Below are 25019 nucleotides of genomic sequence, written 5' to 3'. Positions count from 1 at the left end.
GGCGTTGCGCTTGCTTGAAAGGGGGCCTGCCATTCCTGCGCAAGCGCGCCTTGCATCTGACCGGCCAGCGACTCGCTGAATGGGCCTCCAAGAGTGAAGCAGTACACTAGACAGACGGAGGCAGATGAGGGGATGGCGACCGACACTCATTCCGGTGGCAGCGAACGGGCAAACTTCACCCTCCTGGTGGTGGATGACAACGAACACAACCGCTTCGCCCTGAAGACACTCATCGGCAAGTACCTCCAGGTGCAGGTGCTGGAGGCCAGCTCGGGGATGGAGGCGCTGGAGATCGCACTGCAGGCGCCGGGGATCGACCTCATCATCCTCGATGTGCAGATGCCCGAGATGGATGGCTTCCAGACCGCCTCGATGCTGAAGATCCGGAAGAAGACCCGCAACATCCCCATCATCTTCCTGACCGCCGCCTACAAGACCCCCGAGTTCCAGCAGCGCGGCTACGAGGTGGGCGGCGTCGACTACCTGCTCAAGCCCATCGACGACAACCAGCTCATCAACAAGATCTCCACCTATATCCGGCTCATCGAGCAGGAACGCAACATGAACCGGCTGCTCGAGGAGCAGGTGCGCCAGCGCACCGCCGAACTGGCCCGGGCCAACGAGTACCTGAGCAACCTCATCTCCTACATGGGCGAGGCGCTCATCGTGCTGGACCCGAAGGGGATCGTGCAGCAGGTGAATCCCGCCGCCTGCCGCATGCTGGACTACCCTGAGGCGGAGCTGCTGGGCCGCTCGGTGGGGGACATCTTCCAGGAGGAGGACGAGGAGAAGGCGGGCGCCTTCATGGGCACCTGGCTCGAGGCGCTGATCCGCAGCGGCGTCATCCCCAACATCGAGGCGAGCTTCATCCGCCGCGACGGCACCCGGGTGCCGGTGCTCTTCTCCCGCTCGGCCATGCACGACACCCAGGGCGCCATCCGGGCCATCATCTGCATCGCCAAGGACATGAGCGAATACAAGCGGCTGCAGGAGGCGCTGAGCGCCGAACGGAGTTGAGCGATCACAGCGATGCGCATGAAAGAGCAGGCACAGAGGATTGAATTTCCGGGGGAAGTGCTGCGGGTGCTATCATATAAGCATTCGCTGAAATGATATCATCGCGAGCCTTGGGCAACCGCCGTTCCAGCCATGTCAGACATACCTGAAATCGACCAGGAAGACGATCCGATCCTCACCGCCAACGCCCTCAAGGCCATGGCGCACCCAGTGCGATGGAGGATTCTCTGCGCCCTGGGGGAGCAGGAGCTCACCGTGCAGGAGATACTCGACCGGGTCGGCACCACCCAGAGCAACATCTCCCAGCACCTCGAGGTGCTGCGTTCCAAGCACATCGTCTCCTCCCGCAAGGAGGGAACCCGGGTATACTGCCGGGTACGCAACAAGCAGCTGCAGCTGCTGATCGAGAACATGCGTGATGTGCTGTGCGTCACCAATCTCGAGGAGCAGGACTGAACGCCGGTCCGGGGTGCGGTTCGCGCACACCCTGCGGGTGCCGCATGGGCACGGGTGACTTCGCTGAGGGTCCCCGGGAGGTCCCCGGCGGCGTCTGCGCAGCGCCGCGTCGCATTGCCCCTCCCCCGAACGCTCCGGCCTGCCGGCGGGGCGGGCCCGACGGCTACCGAGGGGCGGCCCTGTCCCGTCGGGCGCGGATATGGCCGGCGAACACGTGCAACGGGAGGTGAGAGATGTGGGCCTGCCTCAGACGCCAGCTCCTGCTCTTCTACCTGCCCTTCGCAGCGGCGATCATCTTCGGTGGCTACACCGCCTACAGCGCACTGACCGAGCCTGAACTCACCCAGCTCGAGGTCAGCCAGAACCAGGCCGTGGAACGCCAGCGGGCGTTGACCGGCGAGACGCTCGAAACGGTCATATCCGACCTCCGCTTCCTCACCGATCTCTACCTCGCCTCGCTCCCGGAGTCGCCGGTGCAGTTCCCGTCCGCGGCGGTGGCCGAGACGTTCCGGCTCTTCTCCCTGCGCCGCAACATCTACGACCAGATCCGCTTCCTGGATGCCGGGGGCATGGAGCGGCTGCGCGTCAACCTGGGTAACGGCAATCCCGGGATTGTTCCTCCCGAGGCGCTCCAGCCCAAGGCGCAGCGCTACTACTTCGACGCCGCCATGGCGCTGGGGCGCGGGCAGATCTACATCTCCCCCTTCGATCTCAATATCGAGCACGGCCGCCTCGAGCAGCCCCCCAAGCCGATGCTGCGCTTTGCCGCCCCCCTGTTCGATGCCTCCGGGCAGCGCCTGGGTGTGGTCGTGCTCAACTTCCTCGGCAACCGGCTGTTCGACGTGCTCGAACCCCACAACGGGACCCAGGGCCGGTTCATGCTGCTCAACGCCGAGGGGTACTGGCTCCACGGTGGACCTCCCGGCGCCGACTGGGCCTTCATGTACGACGATCGGCGCCAGCTCAGTTTCGCCCGCCTGCACCCGGAGGCATGGGCCCGGCTGCAGGAGAGCGGAAACGGCCAGTTCCGCGGCGACGGGAGCCTCTACACCTTCACCACCCTGACCCTGTCCCGGGATTCGGGCCCCGGCGGCATCCCGGGCGGCCGCATCGTCAGCGGCGACAGCCACTGGAAGCTGGTGCGGGAGCTGCCCCTGGCCGCAGTGGAGGCACGCCACCGGGCGATCGCGGCCTGGCTGCTGCCGCTCGCCGGCCTGCTGCTGCTGGGAACGCTGTCGGTCATGCTCCTGCTGGCGCGCAACCAGGCCCGGCAGGCGGCGACCGAGCAGCACCTGGAGCGGCAGCGTGAGCTGGCCGATGTGACCCTGCAGTCCATCGGCGACGGCGTCATTGCCACCGATCTCGACGGGCGCGTGCAGCGCATGAACCCGGCGGCGGAGCGACTCACCGGCTGGCGCGCGGGCGAGGCCCTGGGGCTGCCCCTGGAGGAGGTTTTCCGCGCCCGCAACAGCCACACCCGCGAGCCCCTGGGCAACCCGGCGCGGATCGCCATCCGGGAACGATCGCTGGTGCCGCTGGCGCGCGACACCGTGCTCCAGCATCGCGACGGCCAGGAACGGCTGATCCTCGACAGCGCAGCCCCCATCCGCAACAGCAGCGGCGCCATCGTGGGCGGCGTGGTGGTGTTCCGCGATGTGACCGACGCCCGCGAGCTCGCCAACCGCCTGTCCTGGGAATCCAGCCACGACCCCCTGACCGGGCTCATCAACCGGCGCGAATTCGAAAGCCACCTGGAACGGGCCCTGGCCGGGGCCCACGCCCATAACCTGGTGCACGCCCTGCTCTACATCGATCTCGACCAGTTCAAGATCGTCAACGACACCTGCGGGCACCAGGCCGGGGACGAGCTGCTGCTGCAGCTGGCCGCCCGACTGCAGCACCTGCTGGACAACAACGGGCTGCTCTCGCGCCTGGGCGGAGACGAGTTCGGCGTGCTGCTGGAAGGGTGCTCGGAGGAGCGGGCCCTGCGCATGGCCGAGCAGATCCAGGAGAACGTCTCCCAGCTCCAGTTCAACTGGGAGGAACGCACGTTCCGCATCGCCTGCAGCACCGGGCTGGCGGCCATCGATGCCGAGACCGTCAGCCCCCAGAGCGCGCTGAGCCGCGCCGACATCGCCTGCAACATGGCCAAGGACGCCGGCCGCAACCGCATCCACGTCTACCGCGAGGGCGATGCGCGGGTGGTCCGGCACCAGGCCGAGATGGACTGGTATGCGCGCATCCAGCAGGCCCTGGAGCAGGAGGAGCTGCGGCTCTACGTCCAGCCCATCGTGCCGTTGCGGAAAGCCGGCGTGAATCCCCTGCGGCTGCGCTACGAGGTGCTGTTGCGGCTGCGGGAGGCCGATGGGCGGATCACCCCGGCGGGGGCCTTCATCGGCGCCGTGGAACGCTACAGCCTGATGCCGGCGCTGGACCGCTGGGTGGTGCGCTCCACCCTGGACTGGCTGGCCCGTCACTATGCCCACCGGCCCGAGGAGCTGCCGCAGCTGTCCATCAACATCTCCGGCAGCTCGCTGGCCGACGAGTCGTTCCTGGCCTATGTCCAGAACCAGTTCTGGCGCAGCCCGGCGTCGCCGAGCGCCGTGTGCTTCGAGATCACCGAGACCGCGGCCATCGCCAACCTCAACCAGGCGGTGCGCTTCATCGACGAGATGAAGAAGCTGGGCTGCCGTTTCGCCCTCGACGACTTCGGCAGCGGGCTCTCCTCCTTCGCCTATCTCAAGAACCTGCCGGTGGACTACCTGAAGATCGACGGCAGCTTCGTCCACGTCCTCACCGAGGACCCGGTGGCCGAGACCCTGGTGGACGCCTTCAACCGCATCGGCCATGCCATGGGACTGGAGACGGTGGCGGAGTACGTGGACAACGAGGCGACCCGCGAGCGCCTCGCCGCGCTCGGGGTCGACTACGCCCAGGGCCACGGCGTGGGATTCGCCCGCGACATCGACAGCCTGCTGGAGGACGCGGCGGAGCCGGCCCTGGGTTGAGCGGGACAGCCGCTCCTCAAGCCGCGGCGAGGGCGCGCCGGCTTGACGTGCCGGCCACCCGTGGTCAGCGCCGGCCAGGTCTCCTCGTAGAGATCGCCGTCGACCACGCCACGCACCGTCACCGGGATGTCCGGGTCCCGCTCCACCTCGCCCCCCTCCCCCTTGATCACCACCGCCCGCGGCTGTCCGAGCAGCTGCGCGGCCTGCTGGTGAATGACGGCGAAGCCGGGGTGGAAGATGCCCTGCATCAGCAGCGGCGCCTGGAACGGGTTGAGCATGCGGACGATGGTGTGGGCCGGCGAGCGCAGGCCCAGCAGGCTGCGCAGGCCGATGAACTCGTGCATGCGCGGCGCCAGCTGCTCGATGGAGAGGTAGGCGAAGCCGCGGGCCTCCAGCGCCCCGGCCGCCTCGGCCAGGGAGTCGCAGGGCCGCAGCCCGAGCGCCGCCAGCGCATCCGGGGTATAGACCCGCTCGTCCGCCCGGGTCATGCCGTGCATGAACACGCTGATGCCGTTCTCGCTCAACAGCAGCGCGGCGAGGAGATACCAGGGCAGCTGGCGCCGCTTGCCCGCGTAGCTCGGCCAGTCCACGTCCACCCGCGGCAGGCGCGAAGGCAGGCGCTGCGCCGCGCGCACCGCCTGGACGAAGCCGGCCACCTCCGCCGCCGTCTCCTCCTTGACCCGCATCAGCATCAGGAACGCCCCGAGCTGGATGGGCTCCACCTCGCCGGCCAGGATCATGTGCATCGCCTCCCGGGCCTCGCCCTGCGACAGCGCGCGGGCGCCCTGGCGGCCCTTGCCCAGGGTGCGGATGAAGGGGGCGAACGGGTGTTCTGCGGTCATGGTTCCCTCCGGTCGGCGTCGACAGCCGGAAGCGGGTTATTTACACCCGGACAACCATTCTTTCAATAGGGGATTTCTCCGGGCCATGCGCAATATTGACCGATGTCAGGGTTCCCGCGCCCCCCGGCGGGTATGCTCCGAGCCGTTGATCCAGCATCCAGGAATGACTCCGCGCAGATGAGCAATCAGACCCGAACCGACACCGAGACCTTCACCGACCTGCTCCGGGTCCTGCCCGACGGCCGCCCGCGGCTCCAGGAGGGCGTGCACCCCCTCCCCGAGCTGCTGGAGCTCGACGCCGAGGGGGTCCTGGAGGCGTTCCGCACCAGCCAGCAGGCCGACTTCCGGCGCGTCATCGGGGAGCTGGAGGATCCGGCGAACCCGCTCCACCGGATGTTCGCCGAGCTGCGCGACATCGCCGCCCGCGACCCCGGCAACCGCTTCGCCGACCTGGAGGTGTTCGCCCCCGGGGCCCTGGCGACGCTGTTCCTGGAACTGCACGAGCACGTCATGGGGCACCCGGTCTGGCGCCACCCCTTCTTCCTGCGCGTCTTCGCCGGCGACTTCGACGCCGCCCAGCTGCGGGCCTTCGCCCTGCAGTACTTCAACCAGGTGAAGAACACCCGCCAGTGCGTGGCGCTCGCCATCGGCCGCTTCCACGGCCTGCTGGAGATGCCCTACGGCGTGCTCAACGAGCGGGTCTCCGAACTCGCCCAGATCGTGCTGGCCCAGCTGGTGGCGGACGAGTACGGCGTGGGCTCCCACAGCCTGGATGACTACCCCTCCCTGCACGGTCTGTTCAGCTCCACCACCCACATGGTCATGTACCGGCAGCTGTTCGAGGGGCTGGCAATCCCCTTCGGAGAGCAGGACGTGCCCATGATCCACGGCGTGGCGGACAACGTGCTCATCCAGCGACTGGTGGCCGGGGACGGACGCTTCAGCGTCCAGGAATCCCTCGCCTCGGTGGGGCTGGGCATGGAGTGGGGCGTGCCGGAGTTCTTCAGCCTGCTGCTGGGGGGGATGATCCGCTGGGCCTGGCGCGAAGGGGTGCCCCTGAACCGCCACCACCTGTGGGTGTTCATCGCCCACGTGGCCTACGACGTGCTGCATGCCATCTCGGTGATGCTGGTGACGAGCTTCTTCACCACCGACGACGACTCGGTGGCGCGCATCAAGGGCGCCACCAACCTGCTCATGAGCGGCCGCTACGCCATGATGAGCGACCTCTACCGCCACGTCTTCGACGAGCCCTGCCCGGGGCCGGCGGAAATCGGGCTCGCGCCCGCCTACCACATCGCCGACCGGCGCATCGAGGCGGCCCTGCTGGAAGCCCGCGCGCAGGCGGGTGCAAGCCGGGTGGCGGACGCCGCGGGCTACCGCGCCCGCACCGACCTGCCCTTCGTCTTCGCCGCGGAGGGCTGAGCGCCATGAAGGCCTTCTCGCCCTGCCGCGGCCGCGAGCACTGCACCGAAGACGGAAGCCACTGCCGCGGCTGCGGACGCAGCCATACCGAGATCGAACTGACCCGGGAGTTGATCGGCGAACTGGCGGAAATCTGTTCGGCGTTCGGCTACGGAGCGAATGAGGACGAGGCGTTCATGCGCTACGTGGCGGAGAAGGCGCTGAAGAAGAAGCGCAGCATGGACAGCGGGGCCGCCAGCCTCTGAACCCCATCGGCCCGGCCCTGATCCCGGCGCCGGGTGTCAGGTCCGTGGCCGGACTTCCTTCGCGGGCAGGAACAGCAGGGCCGCCAGAGCCACCACCGGGGCCACACCGAGCACCATCCACAGCCACCAGCCATCCGCCTCGCCGCGCCAGGGCAGAAGCAGCAGCGTCATTCCCGCCAGCCAGCTTGCCAGCCCGAGGACAAACCGGCGCCGCAACGGCGCATCGCCCGCCCGGGCCCGGGCGTAGGACCGCAACGTCTGCAACGGGACGGCGTAGACAGGCAGAAAGACGGTGAACAGCAGCAGCCCCCCCGCCAGTCGCCAGGAACCGTAGGGGATCACCACGGCGAGGGCGAACAGCAGCCAACCGCCGCCCAGGATCAGCGCGGTGCGATGCTCGGAAAGTTTCACCGTCGTGGCACGTTGTTGTTCCAAGAGGCAGACTCCCTTGCATGGCCAAAAAGGTCGGACATCCCTGTCCGCAAGAGGCAGGCATGACATCGCGACGGGGGTTGCGCATGCACGACCACAGTGCCCGTCCATACGATGACTGCGGGCGTGACTGTAACGCGCCACTGTGACTCCCCGATGAAACCCGGAAGCGCTCGACTCCTTGCGAATATCTGCTAGTGTACTGCTCCACCCTTGGCGGCTCTGCAAGTGCCGCCAAGGGTGGAGCAGTACACTGGCCCGATATTTCTTGATATCTCTCGCCAGGACGCGAAGAACGCCAGCTAAACAAGGGATTGACGGTCTTATACTGCAGCGGCCCCCGTACCAGACGAGGCTCGATGCTCGATTCATAAGGTCTTGATCATTTTGAACCTTGGCGTTCTCGGCGATCTTGGCGAGAAAAATCTGGGCCAGTTCTCCGCCAGCGAAGACCGGTGGCCGTCAGGACAGCCGGATTTAAAACCCGGGCCGGGCATTTCATGTCCTGATCACATGACAGCGGTAAAGAGGTTTCTCTCCGGGCAACCCAACCAGGACAGGGAGGTATTCAGGATGACCAAGACCACCGATTCAGCGCCCACGACCCGCGCCCCCGCCGGCAGGACAGCCCCCGCGGCGAAAGCCAAGGCCGGTGCCGGAAAACCCACAACCTCCCGCGCAGCCAAGTCCCCCGCGGCGAAGAGCGGGGTGGCGGACAAACCCGCCCCGCGCAAACGGACCCCGACGCCGAGCCGCCGCAGCACGTCCCGGTCGATGCCGGTCTCGCTGCGCCAGGTGCACGAAATGATCGCTGAAGCGGCCTACCTCAAGGCCGAGTCGCGGGGCTTCTCGCCCGAGGGGTGCCTGGACGACTGGCTCGAGGCCGAGCGTGAGGTGGAGAGCCGTCTGTCCTGGCGGTGACGACGAACCGGGCGCAGGAGGATTGAACTGCGGCAGGCCTGTTGCGCCCTCCCGGACAAAGCCCATCGACCGGCCCGGCCCCGCCATGTTGCGCACCCCGTGCGCGCCGGCCCGGGGCCGGGCATCCGGACGCTGACCGCCGGCCGGCCACTCATCGGCCACCTGAGGACCCTCCACGATCCAGCGCGGAACAATAGGGTGATCCGCCAACCTATTGTTTGTCATTGCAATCATTTTCCCCCGTTCCGACAACCGCGGCTGAAATGCCGACCCGGCAGACCCAAAACCACATCCAGCCCCGGTCAATCCCGACCTGTCGCATATCGACAACTACCCGAGTATTTAACTAACGCTTGACTTTCATCAAGATAGGGCTATCTTTTTAGTTGTATAGTTCATTTGTGTCGTCAGAACGACAACACGATGCCAAATTGAGACAGCACAGCTGCAACGCGAGGAGCTGAACCATGGACAACCCCGACCCTGAACCCCGGAGCGAAGCCGAAGTCCTGCGCGAAATCCACGATCTCGAGTATCTCGCCGCCGATTACCGCACCGCCCCCGTCTGCCGTCCCCGCCTGGAGTTCCTGCGCAGGCTGCTGGCCGCCATCCGCGACGGTCACCCTGACCGCTGGGCCGACTACACCGCCACGCACTGAAAGCGGTACCGCCGGCCTTGCAGGTGAACGCTCACCTGCGACCCGCGCACGGGAGAACGCCCCGGCAACATGCCTGAGCCCGGCATTCGCACCTGAAACCCCATTTTTGTTGCTATATTGACCCGGGCGGCCGTCAATGAAGACGTCCGACCAGACAACAGGGGGAAGTGCCGGGTGCCAGACCGCAAACCGCCCATCGAACTGCCGGTGCTCGAACTCAGCCCGGACAATGTCCGTTTCGAGTTCAGCATGGCCATCGCTTGCGACGATCCGCACCTCGACTACGTGACCCGCTTCAAGGGTGTCGCGCTGCTGGACGATCCCGACGCGGAAGCCCCTCTCGAGTTGTGCCAGGCCGAGGGACATCGCCTCAATTTCTGTGACGCCCTGAACCAGGGGGTCGATCTCGAACAGCTCTTCGATTCGCTGAGCGCGGAGCTGTCCGATTTCTATCGCGTGGCCTTCGCGCCCGACGGCAGCGGTCGCCTGCGCACGGCCCACGGCACCCACCCCGCCGGGGAGATCTGCAACCTGGTCTACGTGGACCAGATCGAGGTCCGTCCGGAAGCCCGGGGCATGGGCATCGGCAGCCGCATGGTGCGCCGGCTGGTGCGGGCGCTGGACGCCGGCGACAGCCTGGTGGCGCTGAAGGCCTTTCCCCTCGCCGACGCGGAGGAGGAGCAGAGCCGGGAGGCTCACGCGATACGGCTCCGGCGCGTGAAACGCTTCTACAGCGAACTGGGCTTCGAGCCGGTGGGCGAGGAGTTCATGGTGGCCGACGCCCGGGCATTCAAGTCACGGCCCCGCTGACCCGCGGAAACGTGACCCCGTTCACACTGCACTCCATGCGGGGAGTGCGGCCCCGCCCGTTGTGCTATTTTCACCGAAACCGAACACGGACTGTCAGGGAGCCCCTCATGGCTGAAGAACGAAGACACCAACTCTTCGTCAACAAACAGTTCCAGTACCGCTACGTCCTGCTCACGGTCTCCATCGCCATCATCCTGGTCAACGCCCTCACCGTGATCGGGATCCTCCTCTACGGCCCCCACATCAAGGGCGGCATCGCCTGGTACCACACCGCGATACTGGCGGCGATCGAGGTGATTCTGCTCCTGACCGTGTTCTACTTCAGCGCCCGGGAGAGCCATCGCCTGGCCGGACCGATGTTCGCCATCAGCCGCCGGCTCGAACGCCTGGGCAGCGGCGACCTCTACAGCCGGCTCAAGCTCCGGCAGGGCGACCACTTCCACGAAATCGCAGAGACCCTGAACGACAACGTGGGCATGTTGCGCCAACGGGTCGAAACGATAGAGGCACTGGTCGCCACCCTGGACCACCATGCGGATCCGGACAGCGAAGCCGGACAGACACTGGCGCGCCTGCGCGGGGAGCTCGAACACCTGGCAACAGCGCCGCCACAGGACTCCGGGATTGACGCACCCCAATAAGCGACAACAGAACAGCCGATGACCTCACAGGGTGATTCACTGGAAACCGGACATGTGCAGGGGGGCCTGGATTCGATGCGCTCGGTCAATAGAGGATTCACCATCATTGAGCTCATGATGGTCGTCGCGGTCGTCAGCATTCTGGCCATCATTGCCATACCCGCCTATATCGAGTACACCTCCCGCGCCAAGATCAGCGAGGCCCTGGTCTTCGCCGACGAGACCCGCACCACCGTCAGCGACTATTTCTTCTTCCATGGCCAGACCTGGCCCAGCAACAACGCCGAAGCGGGGCTCGGACCCAAGGCCAGCTATGCCAAGAAATTCATCAACGGCATCGAGGTCAAGACGGACGGCGTGATATGGGTCGAGCTGTCGTTCTCGCCCCTGACCGGCGAATCGGTCATCTTCACCCCCGATTACGACGGCCACCGCATCGCCTGGGACTGCACCGGCAGCGCGGGCGTCCCGAACCGGTTCCTGCCGGCGAGCTGCAGATAGCGTCCGGCGGGCCCGCGGACCCGCTCCTCCCCGCCCTCCCCTCACGAGCCGACTCGCTTCAGGCGGGAAGAGACATCCACCCGCCGTCGGTGTCATGCGCCTCGGTAAACTAAGATGGAAGCAAGCACCCCGGCCTTCGAGTCATCGCCATGCAGGGCCCCACAACCAGCAAACCGGGCCGCAGGCGGTTCCTGCGGCTGCTCGGTGGCTCCGCGCTCGGAGCAGTGACGGGAGCCGCCCCTTTCACCCGGGCACGCGCCCGGGGTGAGCGCCTGCGGGCCATGCCCCGGGACAACCGCAGCGATCCATCCCCCGCCACCCGTCCACTCACGATTTTCCTCTGCGGCGACGTGATGACGGGGCGCGGCATCGACCAGCTCCTGCCCCACCCCGGCGACCCGACGCTGCACGAATCCTGGGTCACCGATGCCGCCGAATATCTCCGTATCGCCGAGCGGGCCAACGGCCCGATACCCGGGCCGGTGGCGTTCGGCTACCCCTGGGGCGAGGCGCTGGAGGAGCTGGCGCGGGTGAGGCCCGACGTGCGACTGATCAACCTGGAGACCGCCGTCACCGACCGCGACGACTGGTGGCCCGGCAAGGGCATCCACTACCGCATGCATCCCCGCAACGCCGGCTGCCTGTCGGCGGCGGGGATCGACTGCTGCGCGCTGGCCAACAACCACGTGCTGGACTGGGGCTATCCCGGGCTGGAACAGACCCTGGAGACCCTCGCCGCGGCGGGGATGCGCACCAGCGGCGCCGGGAGGACGCTCGCGGAGGCGCAGGCCCCCGCCGTCCTGGAATGCCCCGGGAAGGGGCGCGTGATCGTCCTCGCCCTCGGCCATGGCTCCAGCGGAATACCCGGCGAGTGGGGCGCCCGGCCGGACCGGCCGGGCGTGGACCTCCTGCCGGATCTCTCCCCAACGACGGTCGGGCGAATCGCCGATCGGGTCCGCACGGTGAAGCGGGCGGGAGACATCGTCGTCGCCTCCATCCACTGGGGCGGCAACTGGGGCTACCACATCCCCGCAGAACAGCGCCGCTTCGCCCGCCAGCTGATCGACGACGCCGGGGTGGACGTCGTCCACGGCCACTCCTCCCACCACCCCCGGGGGATCGAGGTCTACCGGGAAAAGCCGATTCTCTACGGCTGCGGCGACTTCCTGAACGACTACGAGGGCATCGGCGGGCAGGAGTCCTTCCGCGGCGATCTCACCCTGATGTACTTCCTGACCCTGGACCCGGCGAGCGGGCGGCTGCTGCGCCTGTCGCTGGTGCCCTTGCAGATCCGGCGCTTCCGCCTGCACCGGCCCTCCGCCGCCGACGCGGCCTGGCTGCGGGCGGTGATGGCGCGCGAGTGCGGTCGGCTGGGAACGACGGTGGCCGGCGACGACGCCCGGCGCTTTGAGCTGCGCTGGATCGAGTGGGACTGACAGGCTCCTGGAAGACGCCCGTCGCCGCCCCCACGCCCCAGCCCGCCGCCCGGGGCAGCCCGAGCAGCGCCCGCGCGCTCTCCGCATCCGGCTCGGCGCACACGCCCCGGGCCAGCGCCTCCGCCGTCCCGCAGTCGGTCCGCGCAACGGTGCGGGCCAGGGCGGGGATGAGGCGCGGCTCCACCGAGAAGGTGCGGAAACCGAGGCCGAGCAGCACGGGCAGGACCCCCGGCGCCTGGGGCAGGAGCCCGCACAGCTGCACGCCCGCGGTCGCCTCCCCGGCCTGTTCCGCCAGCCGCTGCAGGAAGCGGAAGGTGGCAGGGGCATGGGGATCGAGCAGGTGCCCCACCTCGGGCAGGTTGCGGTCCGCTCCGTACAGACCCTGCATGAGATCGTTGCAGCCGACGCAGACGAAATCCGCCAGCAGCAGCCACTCGGGGATCTCCAGCGCCGCCGCCGGGGTCTCCACCATCACCCCCACCGCGATGGGCGCCGGCAGGAGAGCCTCGATTTCGCCACGCCAGCGCCGGTACTCCTCCGGCCGGGACACGAATGGCAGGAGCAGCGCCAGATCGAAGGCCTGGGCGACCGGCCCCACCGCCTCGAGCAGCGCGCCCAACACTGTCCTGACCGGCTCCCGTCCATAGAGGCGCACGCCCTGGAGGCCGAGCGGGGCGAGCGGCAGGTCCGCCGGGAACCAGGAGGGCCGCTTGTCCTCCGAGAAATCCGGCAGCCGCAGCATGACCCGCAGGGGGTGGGCCGCCAGGCACAGTGCGGTCAGCGCCGTTGCGTAGAAGGCGGCATCGGGCGCAAGCCCGCCGCCGGGTTCGAGGTATTCGCTGCGCACCAGCCCGATGGCCTCGGCCCCGTTGGCCAGGGCCTGTTCCGCGCCCGCCGCGCCGGGAATGCTGGCCCGCAGGCAGATCGCCTGGCCGTCGGCGGTCAGGACAGGCGCCCCGGACCGCGGCGGCAGGAAAACAGCTTCCGGAGCGACCGGAGCGGCCACACCGGCCTCGAGCAGAAGGCCCCGGTCGCCGTCCACCGTCACCTCCATCCCCTCCTCCAGGCCCGCCGCCTGGGCCGGGGCCAGCAGGAGGGTCCGGTATGCCGGCCCCGATGAGGCGCAGCATCCGGTGGGACAGGGGCGCGGCCCCGGTCACGATGATAGCCGCCGGCGTGCCCTGCAGGCGGCAGAGCTCCGCGTGGGTCAGCAGCAGCACCCGGTCCGCGGCTCCGGGTCCGCCCCGCCGCAGCACGCCGCGCGCCCGCCCCGGCCCGTAGGGAACCCCCTGCAGCGGCAGCATGGCCTGACACCTCCCGATCGGGTGACACCTGCCTTGAGGTTAGCACCGTCCGGACATGCATCGCCCGGCGAATGTGCTGAACTAAGGGAGAAGGCCGACCCGACGGGCCGGGTCGCCGGGAGGGGCTGCCGATGACGAAGAAATCCCACGCACGCCGGATCCACATCGGGACCTCGGGGTGGTCCTACGCCCACTGGAAGGGCCCCTTCTACCCCGAGGACATCGCCGACGCGGCGATGCTCGGCTACTACGCGGAACGGCTCTCCACCGTGGAGATCAACAGTTCCTTCTATCACCTGCCGCAGGAATCCGCCCTGTCCCACTGGAAGGCGACGGTGCCTTCCGGATTCCTCTTCAGTGCCAAGGCCAGCCGCTACATCACCCACATGAAGAAGCTCAAGGACCCGGACCGCTCTCTGCGCCCTTTACTCGACCGCATCGGACTGCTCGGGGACCGGCTCGGCCCCCTCCTGTTCCAGCTCCCGCCCCGCTGGCACTGCAACCCGGAACGGCTCGGGGCCTTCCTCGAGGCCCTGGGTAGCGACCGCCGCTGCGCCTTCGAAATCCGCGACCCGAGCTGGGAGGACCCGGCGATCTACGACCTGCTGGCGCGCCACGGCGCGGCGCTCTGCATCCACGACCTCGACGGCCGCCTCTCGCCCCGGGAGCTCACGGCCGACTTCGCCTACGTCCGCCTGCACGGCCCCGACGGTCCCTACCGGGGCAGCTACGACCGGCGGGCGCTGGCCGGGTGGGCGGAAACCTTCCACGACTGGGCCGGCCGGGGGCTGGAGATCTTCTGCTACTTCGACAACGACGAGGCCGGCTACGCGGCGCTCAACGCCCTGGAGCTGCAGCAATTGGCGGTGTCCGGATAGACCCCGGCGCGGCCCGGCCGGGTGGCCGGGAGCAGACATCCCTCATCAGGCATCGGCGAAATCACCCGCCCCCAGGCCATAGCGCTCCATGAGCTGCTCCCGCGTCCCCGCCCGCAGGATCGCATCGGCGGACGGCGGATGCCGCTCCTCGGCCATGCGCTCCGTCTCGTCGTCGTAGCGCCAGGCCTTCGACAGGGGGTTGTCGTTGCCGTCCAGCCAGATGTAGTACTTCATTGACAGTATTGCCCTGTAGACACAAATGTCAGGCGATTACTATCACTGTACAGGCTGTCCTTGCGCATTGGCACTTATCCAGATTCGTTAGGTCAACTTGCACAGCCATCAGTAACTGAAAACCATATCTCGCGTCATTTTCGCACATGCTCTTCCAACCAGCAGAATCGCGGAAGACATGCCTACAACCGTGTTACGCCCAAGTACTCTGAACGATACTCGATACGCTCTCTGTCCCTACTCAGCCTCACTAGAAATACACGGTTCCCTCCACTGCCTGACACCACTCGCAGAATCCAGTCATCCTTCTTCTTGTGCAGAGCGATATCACCAGGTTCAGCGCTGTCGGCGGGAAAAAGGCTCGAATGGTCATGGCGTAGAATCTCACACTGAAAAGCTAATCTCTGAACTTCCTTAAGCCAGTCCATTTCGCTCGATGTCAGGCTGCCGATGCTCTGACGCGCCTCATCGATAACCACATCATCCGACTGAATCATCTGGGCCAGAGCCAGGATCATCGCGTTCCGCTTCAAGCGTTCGTCAAGTTGATTGCGACTCTCCATGAAGGGTTTATTCAATTCCATGGTCAGGCCACAGTCCCAGGCGAGCCATAGAACAAGTCCCTTGAGCCGGGCCATGTCGTCACTGTGTTGGAAGTCGTCGCCCAAAGCTTCCAGCTGGAGGAGAGAGGATTCGCCCTCGAACAGATTAAGCATGATCTCTTCCAAGAGACGGTGCCTTTGTTTCATTGGCACTGTGGTCTGTCCCTTCTCCACCCAAGAAACCCGTCCATCGCAGGAGCGCAACTCTCTGAGTACCGCCAATACGGCAAGCAATCGCACCAGTAGATCTCGTAGAGTCTGCTTACCCTTCGCATAGGCATTCAGCTGAGCAACCATCCGGCTGATAACCGTGCCTACCCGTGCATGGCAGACATCGAGAATCACTTTCTGCTTCTGAGCGGTCGGCTGCTCACTGTCCGCGTCCTGATCATCATCGGCGCCAACTTGTTCTTCCTCGTTTCGGCCGGCGTGGTCGAGCTCTTCAATCGACTTATCTTCAGCGATTCGGAGATGATAAATAAGAGCATCAAGCAGATAGGAGAAGTCGCTTGAATGGATTAGCCGTTTCTTGGACTTGTGATGCTTAACCTCGCTGATGTCGATAGCGAGAGCTGCAGGCGGCTCTTGTTCCTCTGATGGCGCCTGTCCTCGAGTCCCCGTCTTCTTGAGCCCGGGAGACGGTGTATCTCGGGATTCGGAGGCGATTATCTTGTCGACGCAATGGATTAGCAGCTCAATATTTGGTGTGTCAGTATCGAGACTCAGCAAGGCTTCTTTGAACCGCCGCTGGGTTCCGCTTCTCGCCTGATCCTCAATCGCACGCACATGATGCAACAGTAGTTTCAGAACCAGTTCGCCGGAAATCACAACATCAACCACACTGGCGTCTGTCAGCTTTGCCTCCGGGAATTCGATGATCCCAGCATCAGAGTCCACGCGCAGCCGGCTCGAGCGATCGAGGACTTTGCCATTGGGAGAGCACAGCAGAAACTCCGGATTTCCAAGCCCCTCCAGCAGGGCTTGTCTGATGATGACGCATGTGTCCTCGACGACGGCGATCCCACTGCGGTAACGGGGCCGGATGGGATCCCCACACTGCTCCGTGTTCGACGCAATGGTCGTCCAATCGGCCTCGCCAAGGACTGGCATTTCAACAATCCGTGTGAAACCCATGTCCGCCGCGATTGCACGCGCCCGTTGGCCTGTATAAGCCAGCATCAGTTCGACGTTGGCGCTAGAGTCAGACGATAACCATGCGGGCGCGCTGGGATTAGCGCTGCCCGACGCGAATACCGTGCCACCGTTGGCCTGCTCCACCAGAATGCCCTTGGCATGGAGATACCGACTGCTCCCTTCCTCCTTTCCGTCTTCCAGGCCAAGGCCATTGGCTCCGACAATTGAAATGTCCGCCATTGTTCGGGCTTGTGGAGGTATCTTGACCGTGTCTGGATCGACCGCCACCGTAAACCAACGGGGCTTGAGGTCATGCTTTATCCGTTTCAAGAACCTAAGCTCTTGATCAAAGAAGGCGCCGCAGAGAGATACATGTGTTGCCTCGGAATCTAGAAGATCCGTTAGTTGTTCCCACAAGGTACGCCCCCCCGGCCGGCCGACGAGTAACCGCAAGACATCACCAGCCCCACCCTCCGCCGAAAGCCAAGGGGCAAAGTCCCTTACCCGACGCACCATACGCTTGACGTGATCAGGCACACCCTCAGAAAAATTTATGAGCCAGTGCTCAACCTCATCCCAGACTTCATGCGCCAGTGCGACACCATCCCTGTCATCGGCACCCTCAATACGGGCAAGGTTGGTCAGTTCACGATTGAAACCGAATCCCGCGAGCGTCATGTTATGGCTGCCGACAACAATCAGGCCCTTGCGCTTACCCACCAGGAACATCAACTTCGGATGGAAGGTTCCGGCCACCTTGACCGGCAGCAGGATATATTCGCGCCCAGCCAGCCGGGGCGGATAGTGTTCAAGTGAGTGGCCATACTGCCGCGCATCCATCATCAGGACGTTGTGGCGCACGCCTGCGCCAACCAGACGACGAAGGACAACCTCTTCATAGAACGGCGGATAGGCGTTGAAGGTTGTAATCAGGGACGCCTCGTAGCCCCCCTTCCGCAGTTCGTCCAAAAGGGAGATTCTAGGGAGCATCGCCCAACTCCATGACCGAAACACCGAGTGCACTCGGCTGCCAAACTCCTGACGAGGTTTGCTCCAAAGCACCGATGTCCTTCAGGACCCTGAGCGCCTGATTGAAGCGTGGGCGACTGTGAGCGGCCGACGGGGCGCCGATCACTTCCATACCTCGGTCGGACGGACGGATCCGAAAGGTTGACTTGGACTGTCCGCGAAGCTTCCTCAGCGCAACACGCAGGTGCAGGTCTATACCCCAATGGCTAAGAAGCCACCGAAGCACCTCCTCCATGGTCATGCCTGTCCACGTATGGTTCTCATGCAGTGAAAAAGATTCTAAATTGATTGGGTAATAGAGGAAGTAGCCCTTGTCGAATATGAGGTCGCCGTAGGCGTTTGCCTGATCATCTGCCCGACTGGCGAGCCCGATTAAAATCCGCATAACGGCTACGATGATCGCTGTCCGTGTGTCGGGAGACTTGGAGCCCCGCGACATCTGCACGACATGTTCCATCAGAGCCGCTTCATGGGATGGCTCGCGCCAGTGCTCGAGCGCCGGCAGCCAGCCGACGCTGTCTGCAAGGCAACGCGAAAAGGTCCGCTGCCGTCCCACAGTTCCCAGAGCTTCCCTCACTTCTGGCTGGGCCAGGTACCAGTCGACCACCTGTGCGCTGGCATCGAACCGAATCCCCGACGCTTCATAGGCATCGAGAAGCACGTAGAAAAGCCCTTGCACTGCAATCGACAGAATTTCGTTTCGTGCATAGAGCGCCCACTTCTGACGATTGCCGGCGAGCGACGGAGGGACCACCCACGCAGTACCACTTGGTAGGCTACTTGTATAGGCACACCCACGGAAAGTTGCTTCTGTAACCTCTTCTTCTTCGTTGACAAGGAGTTCTGTAAGTTGGAGCAGCGATTGGAGCGTTCGACGTCGCGGCAATGTCTCCTTGTCATAGAACAGCCCTCGCACGAAAAACAGGTCAGACAGGATGTCGTGCTCACCTGCAGATTTCACAAGTTGGCAGGGGCAAAACGCGCTCAGCGCTTCCAGGTCGGCCGCGGTCACGGCATCCGCGTCCACAGCCGCGAGGAACAGCTTCCGATTGATGCCCGCATCGACACGGATCGCAATCTGCTCCCCGACTTGTCTGGTGTACTTGATCCCGCGCGTCGTGTCGCCATCCAGGATGTTCAATTCCCGCAGAACGCCGAGATAGTACTGCCCAAGACCGCCCAAACGGTTGAGAAAATAGCGGGCCTTCGCACCGTCGCGAAGTGAATAATCGGAGAGCCTCACCTCGCCATTGTCATCCAGAGATGAGGCAACCGTGGCCAGCGTGTTGCTTCCGACCATCGCCGCCGCATGGTCCTCGTAGTTACCGCCCGCCGTGATGGCATGGCGCTCCGCAATCAGCGAGTAGAGGCAATCGGCGCGTCGGAATCGCTCGATGAATGTGTCGTCATACTGGGTGTATCCCGCCTGGTCTAGCGCCCATATCAGCCATGGATAGAAGGAGTAGTAGCGCGCCCGATCTGTAACATTGGTAATTCCTGGCAGGAGGCGGCTATAGATGTTGATGCACGGGGCCTGTACAGCAAGATGGTCCAGACCGCCTATCTGTGACGGGGCCTTCACCCAAGCCGTCTCAACTTGCATGGCCAGTCCTCCATGTGGCGGATTATGTTGAGCTCAGGCCTGGCGAGCCCTGACGGACTTGTCCGTTACCCTAGTCCGCATGTCTCTTTGGCGACTTCTTAGTAATACTGCCGGATATATCCGAAAGCCTTGTCAAACAGATCCTGGTCCTTGATCTTGTATTTTACGTAAACCACCTTGCGCAGAGCCTTCTGTACCTCCCGCTCGCCCGCCTTCGTGTCCTGCCACCCTGGGAACTTGACCTTGCCCACTATCTCGTCGATGTCGTTGACGATTCGCTCCACGATTACCGGGGTTTTTGTACCTTTCACCTCGGCAAACAGCTCAGTCAGAGCCGCCTTGGCCTTTGCCTGCTCGTCCACAGGATCTACCTGCTTCTCGGCCTGCACTACTTCCTTGGCCAGCGTCAGCAGCTCCTTCAGGAAATCGAGGCTGTGCAACAGGCCCTGTTCGTGACGCTCCCTGAGTTTTTCCAGGCGCTCGCCGAGGGCGACGAACGTGGGGTCGCTCTTGTGCTTGCGCAGCCGGGCGATGAGTTTGATCTCGATTTCCTTGGATTTCTTGTCCGGGTCCTTGACCTCCAGCAGTCCTTCCAGCACTTCCGCGTCCATGACCAGTGTTTCCAGGTCATCCCTGACCTCCTCGATGGCCACATTCTCATGGACCAACTCAATGGTTTTAGCGCCCAATGCATGCCACAAGAGCTTGCCATGCCCGCTGGGAGGCTTGACGGACTCATAGACCTGGGTCAGCCACTTATAGTCCTTTTCATAGGGGCCGAGACAGGGATCGGGAGACAGCGCCTCCCACAGTCGGGAGAGCACCGAGTATTCCGCCGCGAACTTGTCCCGGGTCTCGTTATTCGGCAGGCAATCCTGCGCCGCGATCAGCCCCTCGTAGCCGCCCACAGTACGGTCCACACCGGGGAAGAACGCCAGGCATCTCGCCACCACGCCGGGCAGCTCTTTCTTGAGCTCATCCAAATTGGTGATGACCTTCTGCACCGCCTTTTCATCGAAATCGAGGGCCGTGGCCACGTCATCGAAGATGCCCAGGTAATCCACGATCAGGCCGTGGGTCTTGCCGGGGTAGACGCGATTGGTACGGCAGATGGCCTGCAGCAGGTTGTGATCCTTCATCGGCTTGTCGAGGTACATCACCTGCAGAATGGGCGCATCAAAACCGGTCAGGAGCTTGGAGGTGACGATCAGGAACTTGAGTGGGTCGTTCGGATCGCGGAAACGGTCGAGGAGTTTTTCCTCCTCGTCCTTGGCCAGCTTCCATTCCGCGTACTGATCGGACTTGCCGCCCTGGGTGTGCATGACAATGGCGCTGGCCTCCGGTCCGACCAGCTCGTCCATGGCCTTCTTGTAGAGAACGCAGCACTCCCGGTCGAAGGTCACCACCTGGGCCTTGAAGCCGTTCGGCTCCACCTTCTCCTGGAAGTGCTTGACGATATGCTGGCAGATGGCGTTCACCCGCACCGGGGCCTTGATCAGCACCGCCATCTTGGCGGCCCGTTTGGCCAGGTCGTCACGATCCAGCTCGCTCAGCTCATCGGTCATCTGCGAGTAGGCTTCGTCAATGGCGTCCTTGTTGATTTTCAGCTTCACGTCTACCGCCTCGAAATGCAGCGGCAGCGTGGCCTTGTCCCGGATCGAGTCCTGGAACGAGTAGCGGCTCATATAGCCCTGCTCATCCTCGTCCGCGCCGAAGGCCCAGAAGGTGTTGCGGTCCCGCTTGTTGATCGGCGTACCGGTCAGACCAAAGAGAAAGGCGTTAGGCAGCGCGTCGCGCATCTTGCGGCCCAGATCGCCTTCCTGGGTGCGGTGCGCCTCGTCCACCATCACTATGATGTTCGAGCGCTCGTTCAGGCGGCCGTCCGCCTCACCAAACTTGTGTATGGTGGTGATGATGATCTTGCGGGTATCGGCCGCCAGCAGGCTTTGCAGCTCCTGCCGGGTGGCGGCCCCGATCATGTTCGGGATATCGGCGGCATTGAAGGTGGCGGTGATCTGGGTGTCCAGGTCGATGCGGTCCACCACGATCATCACCGTGGGGTTGCCGAGCTTGCGGTGCATCCGCAGCTTCTGCGCCGCGAACACCATCAGCAGCGACTTGCCCGAGCCCTGGAAGTGCCAGATCAGGCCCTTCTTGGGGTAGCCTTTGACCACGCGGGCGACCATCAGGTTAGCGCCCTCGTACTGCTGATAGCGGCAGATGATCTTGATGCGCCGGTGTTTCTTGTCGGTGGCGAACAGGGTGAAGTTCTGCAGGATGTCCAGCACCACATGGGGGCGCAGCATGGAGCGGATGGAACGCTGCACATCCGCAAGCGTCCCCTCGGCCTTGTTCTCGCCTTCGTGCCACGGCCCCCAGATATCGATGGGCATGCGTACCGAGCCGTAGCGATAGCACTTGCCCTCGGTGGCAAAGGAGAGGACGTTGGGCACGAACATCTGTGGCACGCTCTGTTCGTAGCCGTTATGGATGTCGCTGGCCCCGTCCACCCAGGTCACCGCCGGGCGCACCGGCGTCTTGGCCTCGCCGACCACCAGCGGGATGCCGTTGACCAGCATGATGATGTCGAAGCGGCGGCCGCCTTCCTTGACCGGATAGACCCACTGGTTGGTGACCACGTAATCGTTGTTGCTCAGGTTCTCGAAGTCGATCAGCCGTACCGGCGTGTGTTCGCCGCGCTCGCCGAAGGGCATGGACTTCTCGCCCCGCAGCCATTCGGCAAACAGTTCGTTGGCCCGCACCAGGCCTTCGCTCTGTACCGACAGCGGAATGGTCCGCAGGCGGTAGAGCACCTCGTCGGCGCGGTCGGGCTGGGCCTTGATTTCCGGGTTCAGGCGGATGAGGGCGTCGCGCACCATCGACTCCACCAGCACGTCGGAGTGCTGACGGGGCAGCTCCTCGGCGGACACGAAGCGCCAGCTTTTGACTTCGCCGCCGTAGCTCGCAAGCTCTTCGGCAACCATGTTCGAAGTCACGCCGCCGCAGAGCGTGTCGAGAACCATCTGTTCGACCGTATTTTCTTCGTTAAACATGAATAGCCCCCATACCATTTGTCGTTGACTTAATCAGACCGCGACAGCTCGCCAAATGGCTTTCCAAAAGGTCTATTTGAGCCTGTATTTTTGCGATTTTCTGAACGATAGATTCTTGAACCGCCAACGGTGGAACCGGCACCTGGAGTGGTCGCAGAATTTGCAGATTGATATTCTTCTGAGCTGTTTGGGTCGCTGCAACGTTTTCGAGATAGTGACGCTGCGTCCTCAAAAAATACTCAAGAAAATAGACGTTGATTTCATCTCCGGGAACAATCCCAACAACACTGTCAGTAGCCCAGGTTTCAGCTTCTGTAATAGCTGTAGCACCGATGACGGCCGCGATTGTGATTAGGATGGTGCCAGAGGGAAAGCTCTTGCTGTAATGCTTCCCTTCATCGGTCAACGTGTATTCGAAATCCCTGATGAAGCCCTTTGCACGATGCACATCTCCTGTTTGCGCAAAAGGATATGGCCCTCCATAAAACTGAGGCAAATTTCGCGGTCGATGTGAAAACTTCCCACGTTCAACGGTTGCGACATCCCCAAGAGCTTTGAAAGCCCAACCTTTGTCACGAGCATTTTTTGCCGTCTCTTCAACAACAGATTCGATTAAACGCTGCAAACTTGATTGACAACTATTCCATGACTCCACCGCCTCATCGGCCGCCCACAGAATCTCGGCAATACGCTTCTGTTCGTCAAGCGGCGGCAGCGAGAATTCAAAGTCCTTCAATGCCGTCCAACTGGTTCTCGGCGACAGCGATCCGGCCGAGGTGTCAAGCGCATGATCGAAGAAGGCATCGCTCTGGCAGATAAATGGCAGAAGCTCCGGCAGTAGAACCTTTCTGTTCTTCGGCTCGAACGTCAGGATATCCCCGGAGCAAATGCCTTCAAACTCAGCGTAGGCGACCTTGCGTTGATAGGCCCGGCGCTTACCGAAGAGCGTCTGTCCCGGTACGAACTTGCGGGTAAACGAGGTGCCATCCACAACAGAGTTCCAGCGCCGGACATGCAGATTCTCGGGATCGATGTGTTCAAGCCCGACGATTCTTTCAACGCCATTGGCCTCGGGATCACGTTCCACGAGGTTGGCGTTCTTCACCACCTCGCCGAACTTCACCATCTTCCAGCCGGGCTTCAGGGACTGCTCACTCATTTGCCACCTCCCATCACCCGTGCATCCTCAAGTACCTCGAAGAGGCCGTCCATCGACTCCCGCAATGCCATCGAACTTTCCTGCCAGTTCGCAATGGCTTGCTTGAGACTGACCGTTTCGGTCGCGCCGTTGCCATTGCCATTGCCATTTCCGTTGTCCGCCCGCACGTAGAGCGGGATGCTGAGATTGCTGGCTTTCTCCCGGATCTCGTCATTGCCGACCACCCGGGCAAAGCCGTCCTCGTCACCAAAAGCCTGGTAGGCGGCGACAATGCGCTGGATGTGATCGTCAGTCAGGAAGCTCTGTGCCCGCTCGCGGGTCACCTCGTTCACCGCGTTGATGAAGAGCACCTTATTCCTGCGTTCCTTGGGCTTGTTCATCCGGCAGATGACGACGCAGGCTTCCATGGGCGAGTTGTAAAAGAGATTGGGACCGAGACCCAGCACGCACTCCACCACGTCGTGGGCGACCAGCTTCTCGCGCATGGCCGACTCTTCGTTGCGGAAGAGGACACCATGCGGAAACAGGATGGCGCAGCGACCGCTCTTGGCCTTCATGCTCTTGATGATGTGCTGCCAGAAGGCATAGTCGGCACGGCCCTGGGGCGGCGTGCCGTAGATGTTCCGGCCCCACGGATCGGCGGACCAGGCATCGCGGTCCCACTGCTTGATGGAGTACGGCGGATTGGCCAGGACCACATCGAACTGCATGAGCCGGTCGCCTTCGACAAAGGCTGGGTTGGCCAGGGTATCGCCCCGGACAATGCGGAAGTCCTCGATGCCGTGAAGAAACAGGTTCATCCGGCCGATGGCGGAGGTGAGCAGGTTGCGCTCCTGCCCGAACAGCCGCAGGTTCCGCCACTCCTTGTTCTGCCGCTTCAAATGGGCGACGGCGGAGAGCAGCATGCCTGCTGACCCGCAGGTGGGGTCATAGATCGACTCACCCGGTTTGGGTTCGAGCATCTCGGTCATCAGATGGACCACGGTGCGGTTGGTATAGAACTCCGCAGCGGTGTGGCCGGAATCGTCGGCGAACTTCTTGATCAGAAACTCGTAGCCCACGCCCAGCTCATCCTCCGGGCAGTTGGAGAGTGAAAGCGTCTGCGAGCTGAAATGCTCGATCAACTCGCGCAGCATGCGGTCCGGCAGGCGGTCTTTGTTGGTCCACTGGGCATCGCCGAAGACCCCGTACAGAGTGTCGGGGTTGGCCGTCTCAATGGCCCGCAGGGCGTCCTGAATGGCCTTGCCTACGTTCTTGACCTTGGTTCGGGTGGACGTCCAGTGGGCGTCCTCCGGGATCTGGAAGCGGTGCTGTTCGGGAAGCGCGGCGTATTCCTGATCGCCGCCGGACTCCTCCAGCGCATCGGCCAGTTCCTCGTCGTACACGTCGCACAGGCGCTTGTAGAACAGCAGCGGGAAGATGAACTGCTTGTAGTCCCCGGCGTCGATGTAACCGCGCAGCAGGGTGGCCGCGCCCCAGAGGTAGGATTCGAGTTGGGATTGGGAAATCATTGCACCTGCCTCCGGAAAATCTTGAGCCCGCAGTGGGTGCATTCCCACGCTGGATCGTCATCGCTGACACAGCAGCCGCCAAGCGTGATCCGGCCTTCATTCATTTTTCGTTCTAGCTC

20 protein-coding genes and 1 pseudogene are annotated in these 25019 nt (G+C 63.8%); 12 read left to right on the top strand and 9 right to left on the bottom strand.

What is annotated here, in order from left to right:
* Positions 1-132: 132 nt before the first annotated feature.
* The 3 genes from DFQ59_RS18765 to DFQ59_RS18755 all read left to right on the top strand — a co-directional run bounded on the left by DFQ59_RS18765 (position 133) and on the right by DFQ59_RS18755 (position 4481).
* A complete protein-coding gene (locus DFQ59_RS18765) occupies positions 133-1017 on the top strand; it encodes a response regulator (protein WP_114281274.1) in 885 nt (294 codons plus the stop codon).
* Between the two features lie 132 nt (positions 1018-1149).
* Complete coding sequence (locus tag DFQ59_RS18760; RefSeq protein ID WP_114281273.1) at positions 1150-1473, top strand: ArsR/SmtB family transcription factor; 324 nt, start codon at positions 1150-1152, stop codon at positions 1471-1473.
* A 233-nt stretch (positions 1474-1706) separates the two neighbouring features.
* A complete protein-coding gene (locus DFQ59_RS18755) occupies positions 1707-4481 on the top strand; it encodes an EAL domain-containing protein (protein ID WP_114281272.1) in 2775 nt (924 codons plus the stop codon).
* On the opposite strand, the gene DFQ59_RS18750 is transcribed toward DFQ59_RS18755, so the two are convergent.
* Positions 4400-5323 (bottom strand): glycosyl transferase family protein, encoded by a 924-nt coding sequence (locus DFQ59_RS18750; RefSeq protein ID WP_114281271.1) that lies wholly within the window; start codon positions 5321-5323, stop codon positions 4400-4402. The two genes, DFQ59_RS18755 and DFQ59_RS18750, sit on opposite strands and share 82 nt — an antisense overlap.
* Positions 5324-5500: 177 nt before the next feature.
* On the opposite strand from DFQ59_RS18750, the gene DFQ59_RS18745 reads away from it, so the two are divergent.
* Together DFQ59_RS18745 and DFQ59_RS18740 are read left to right on the top strand one after the other, a co-directional pair.
* Positions 5501-6748, top strand: a complete 1248-nt coding sequence (locus tag DFQ59_RS18745; RefSeq protein ID WP_114281270.1) for a hypothetical protein — start codon at positions 5501-5503, stop codon at positions 6746-6748.
* A 5-nt stretch (positions 6749-6753) separates the two neighbouring features.
* Positions 6754-6993, top strand: a complete 240-nt coding sequence (locus tag DFQ59_RS18740; protein ID WP_114281269.1) for a DUF1289 domain-containing protein — start codon at positions 6754-6756, stop codon at positions 6991-6993.
* 36 nt (positions 6994-7029) lie between these two features.
* Here the strand turns inward: DFQ59_RS18740 and DFQ59_RS18735 are convergent, their stop codons facing one another.
* Positions 7030-7428 (bottom strand): hypothetical protein, encoded by a 399-nt coding sequence (locus DFQ59_RS18735; RefSeq protein ID WP_147275288.1) that lies wholly within the window; start codon positions 7426-7428, stop codon positions 7030-7032.
* A gap of 801 nt (positions 7429-8229) precedes the next feature.
* On the opposite strand from DFQ59_RS18735, the gene DFQ59_RS20380 reads away from it, so the two are divergent.
* The 6 genes from DFQ59_RS20380 to DFQ59_RS18705 all read left to right on the top strand — a co-directional run bounded on the left by DFQ59_RS20380 (position 8230) and on the right by DFQ59_RS18705 (position 12393).
* The gene (locus DFQ59_RS20380) at positions 8230-8346 is read left to right on the top strand and encodes a DUF2934 domain-containing protein (protein ID WP_245937327.1); all 117 of its coding nucleotides are present in this window, start codon (positions 8230-8232) and stop codon (positions 8344-8346) included.
* Between the two features lie 467 nt (positions 8347-8813).
* Positions 8814-9005, top strand: a complete 192-nt coding sequence (locus DFQ59_RS18725) for a hypothetical protein (RefSeq protein WP_114281266.1) — start codon at positions 8814-8816, stop codon at positions 9003-9005.
* A gap of 174 nt (positions 9006-9179) precedes the next feature.
* Positions 9180-9815 carry a GNAT family N-acetyltransferase gene (locus tag DFQ59_RS18720; protein ID WP_114281265.1) on the top strand — a complete coding sequence of 212 codons (636 nt, stop codon included), beginning with the start codon at positions 9180-9182 and terminating at the stop codon, positions 9813-9815.
* Between the two features lie 107 nt (positions 9816-9922).
* Positions 9923-10456 (top strand): methyl-accepting chemotaxis protein, encoded by a 534-nt coding sequence (locus DFQ59_RS18715; protein ID WP_114281264.1) that lies wholly within the window; start codon positions 9923-9925, stop codon positions 10454-10456.
* Positions 10457-10474: 18 nt separating this feature from the next.
* The gene (locus tag DFQ59_RS18710; protein ID WP_114281263.1) at positions 10475-10957 is read left to right on the top strand and encodes a pilin; all 483 of its coding nucleotides are present in this window, start codon (positions 10475-10477) and stop codon (positions 10955-10957) included.
* 149 nt (positions 10958-11106) lie between these two features.
* Complete coding sequence (locus tag DFQ59_RS18705; protein WP_245937326.1) at positions 11107-12393, top strand: CapA family protein; 1287 nt, start codon at positions 11107-11109, stop codon at positions 12391-12393.
* Between the two features lie 145 nt (positions 12394-12538).
* On the opposite strand, the pseudogene DFQ59_RS20370 reads toward DFQ59_RS18705, so the two are convergent.
* Positions 12539-13447 (bottom strand): annotated as a pseudogene (locus DFQ59_RS20370) (putative PEP-binding protein); the annotation flags it as partial.
* A 381-nt stretch (positions 13448-13828) separates the two neighbouring features.
* Here DFQ59_RS20370 and DFQ59_RS18695 point away from each other — a divergent pair.
* Positions 13829-14575, top strand: coding sequence for a DUF72 domain-containing protein (locus tag DFQ59_RS18695; RefSeq protein WP_114281260.1), 747 nt, complete (start codon positions 13829-13831; stop codon positions 14573-14575).
* A 45-nt stretch (positions 14576-14620) separates the two neighbouring features.
* On the opposite strand, the gene DFQ59_RS18690 is transcribed toward DFQ59_RS18695, so the two are convergent.
* The 6 genes from DFQ59_RS18690 to DFQ59_RS18665 form a co-directional block, all read right to left on the bottom strand.
* Positions 14621-14809, bottom strand: coding sequence for a hypothetical protein (locus DFQ59_RS18690; protein ID WP_114281259.1), 189 nt, complete (start codon positions 14807-14809; stop codon positions 14621-14623).
* Positions 14810-14991: 182 nt separating this feature from the next.
* A complete protein-coding gene (locus DFQ59_RS18685) occupies positions 14992-17535 on the bottom strand; it encodes a phospholipase D-like domain-containing protein (RefSeq protein ID WP_114281258.1) in 2544 nt (847 codons plus the stop codon).
* Positions 17525-19177, bottom strand: coding sequence for a hypothetical protein (locus DFQ59_RS18680; protein WP_114281257.1), 1653 nt, complete (start codon positions 19175-19177; stop codon positions 17525-17527). The genes DFQ59_RS18685 and DFQ59_RS18680 overlap by 11 nt, the downstream gene beginning before the upstream one ends.
* Before the next feature lie 98 nt (positions 19178-19275).
* On the bottom strand, positions 19276-22230 hold the full coding sequence (locus tag DFQ59_RS18675) for a type I restriction endonuclease subunit R (protein ID WP_114281256.1): 2955 nt from the start codon (positions 22228-22230) through the stop codon (positions 19276-19278).
* A complete protein-coding gene (locus tag DFQ59_RS19970; RefSeq protein WP_170142223.1) occupies positions 22223-23389 on the bottom strand; it encodes a restriction endonuclease subunit S in 1167 nt (388 codons plus the stop codon). Before DFQ59_RS19970 ends, DFQ59_RS18675 begins: the two co-directional genes overlap by 8 nt.
* Positions 23386-24900, bottom strand: a complete 1515-nt coding sequence (locus DFQ59_RS18665; protein WP_114281255.1) for a type I restriction-modification system subunit M — start codon at positions 24898-24900, stop codon at positions 23386-23388. Before DFQ59_RS18665 ends, DFQ59_RS19970 begins: the two co-directional genes overlap by 4 nt.
* Between the last annotated feature and the right edge of the window lie 119 nt (positions 24901-25019).

It is taken from the genome of Thioalbus denitrificans (genome assembly GCF_003337735.1).
In the GTDB taxonomy this organism is placed as follows: Bacteria; Pseudomonadota; Gammaproteobacteria; order DSM-26407; family DSM-26407; genus Thioalbus; species Thioalbus denitrificans.
Note: the sequence above shows the minus strand (reverse complement) of the source record. Positions and strands in the feature narration are given on the sequence as shown.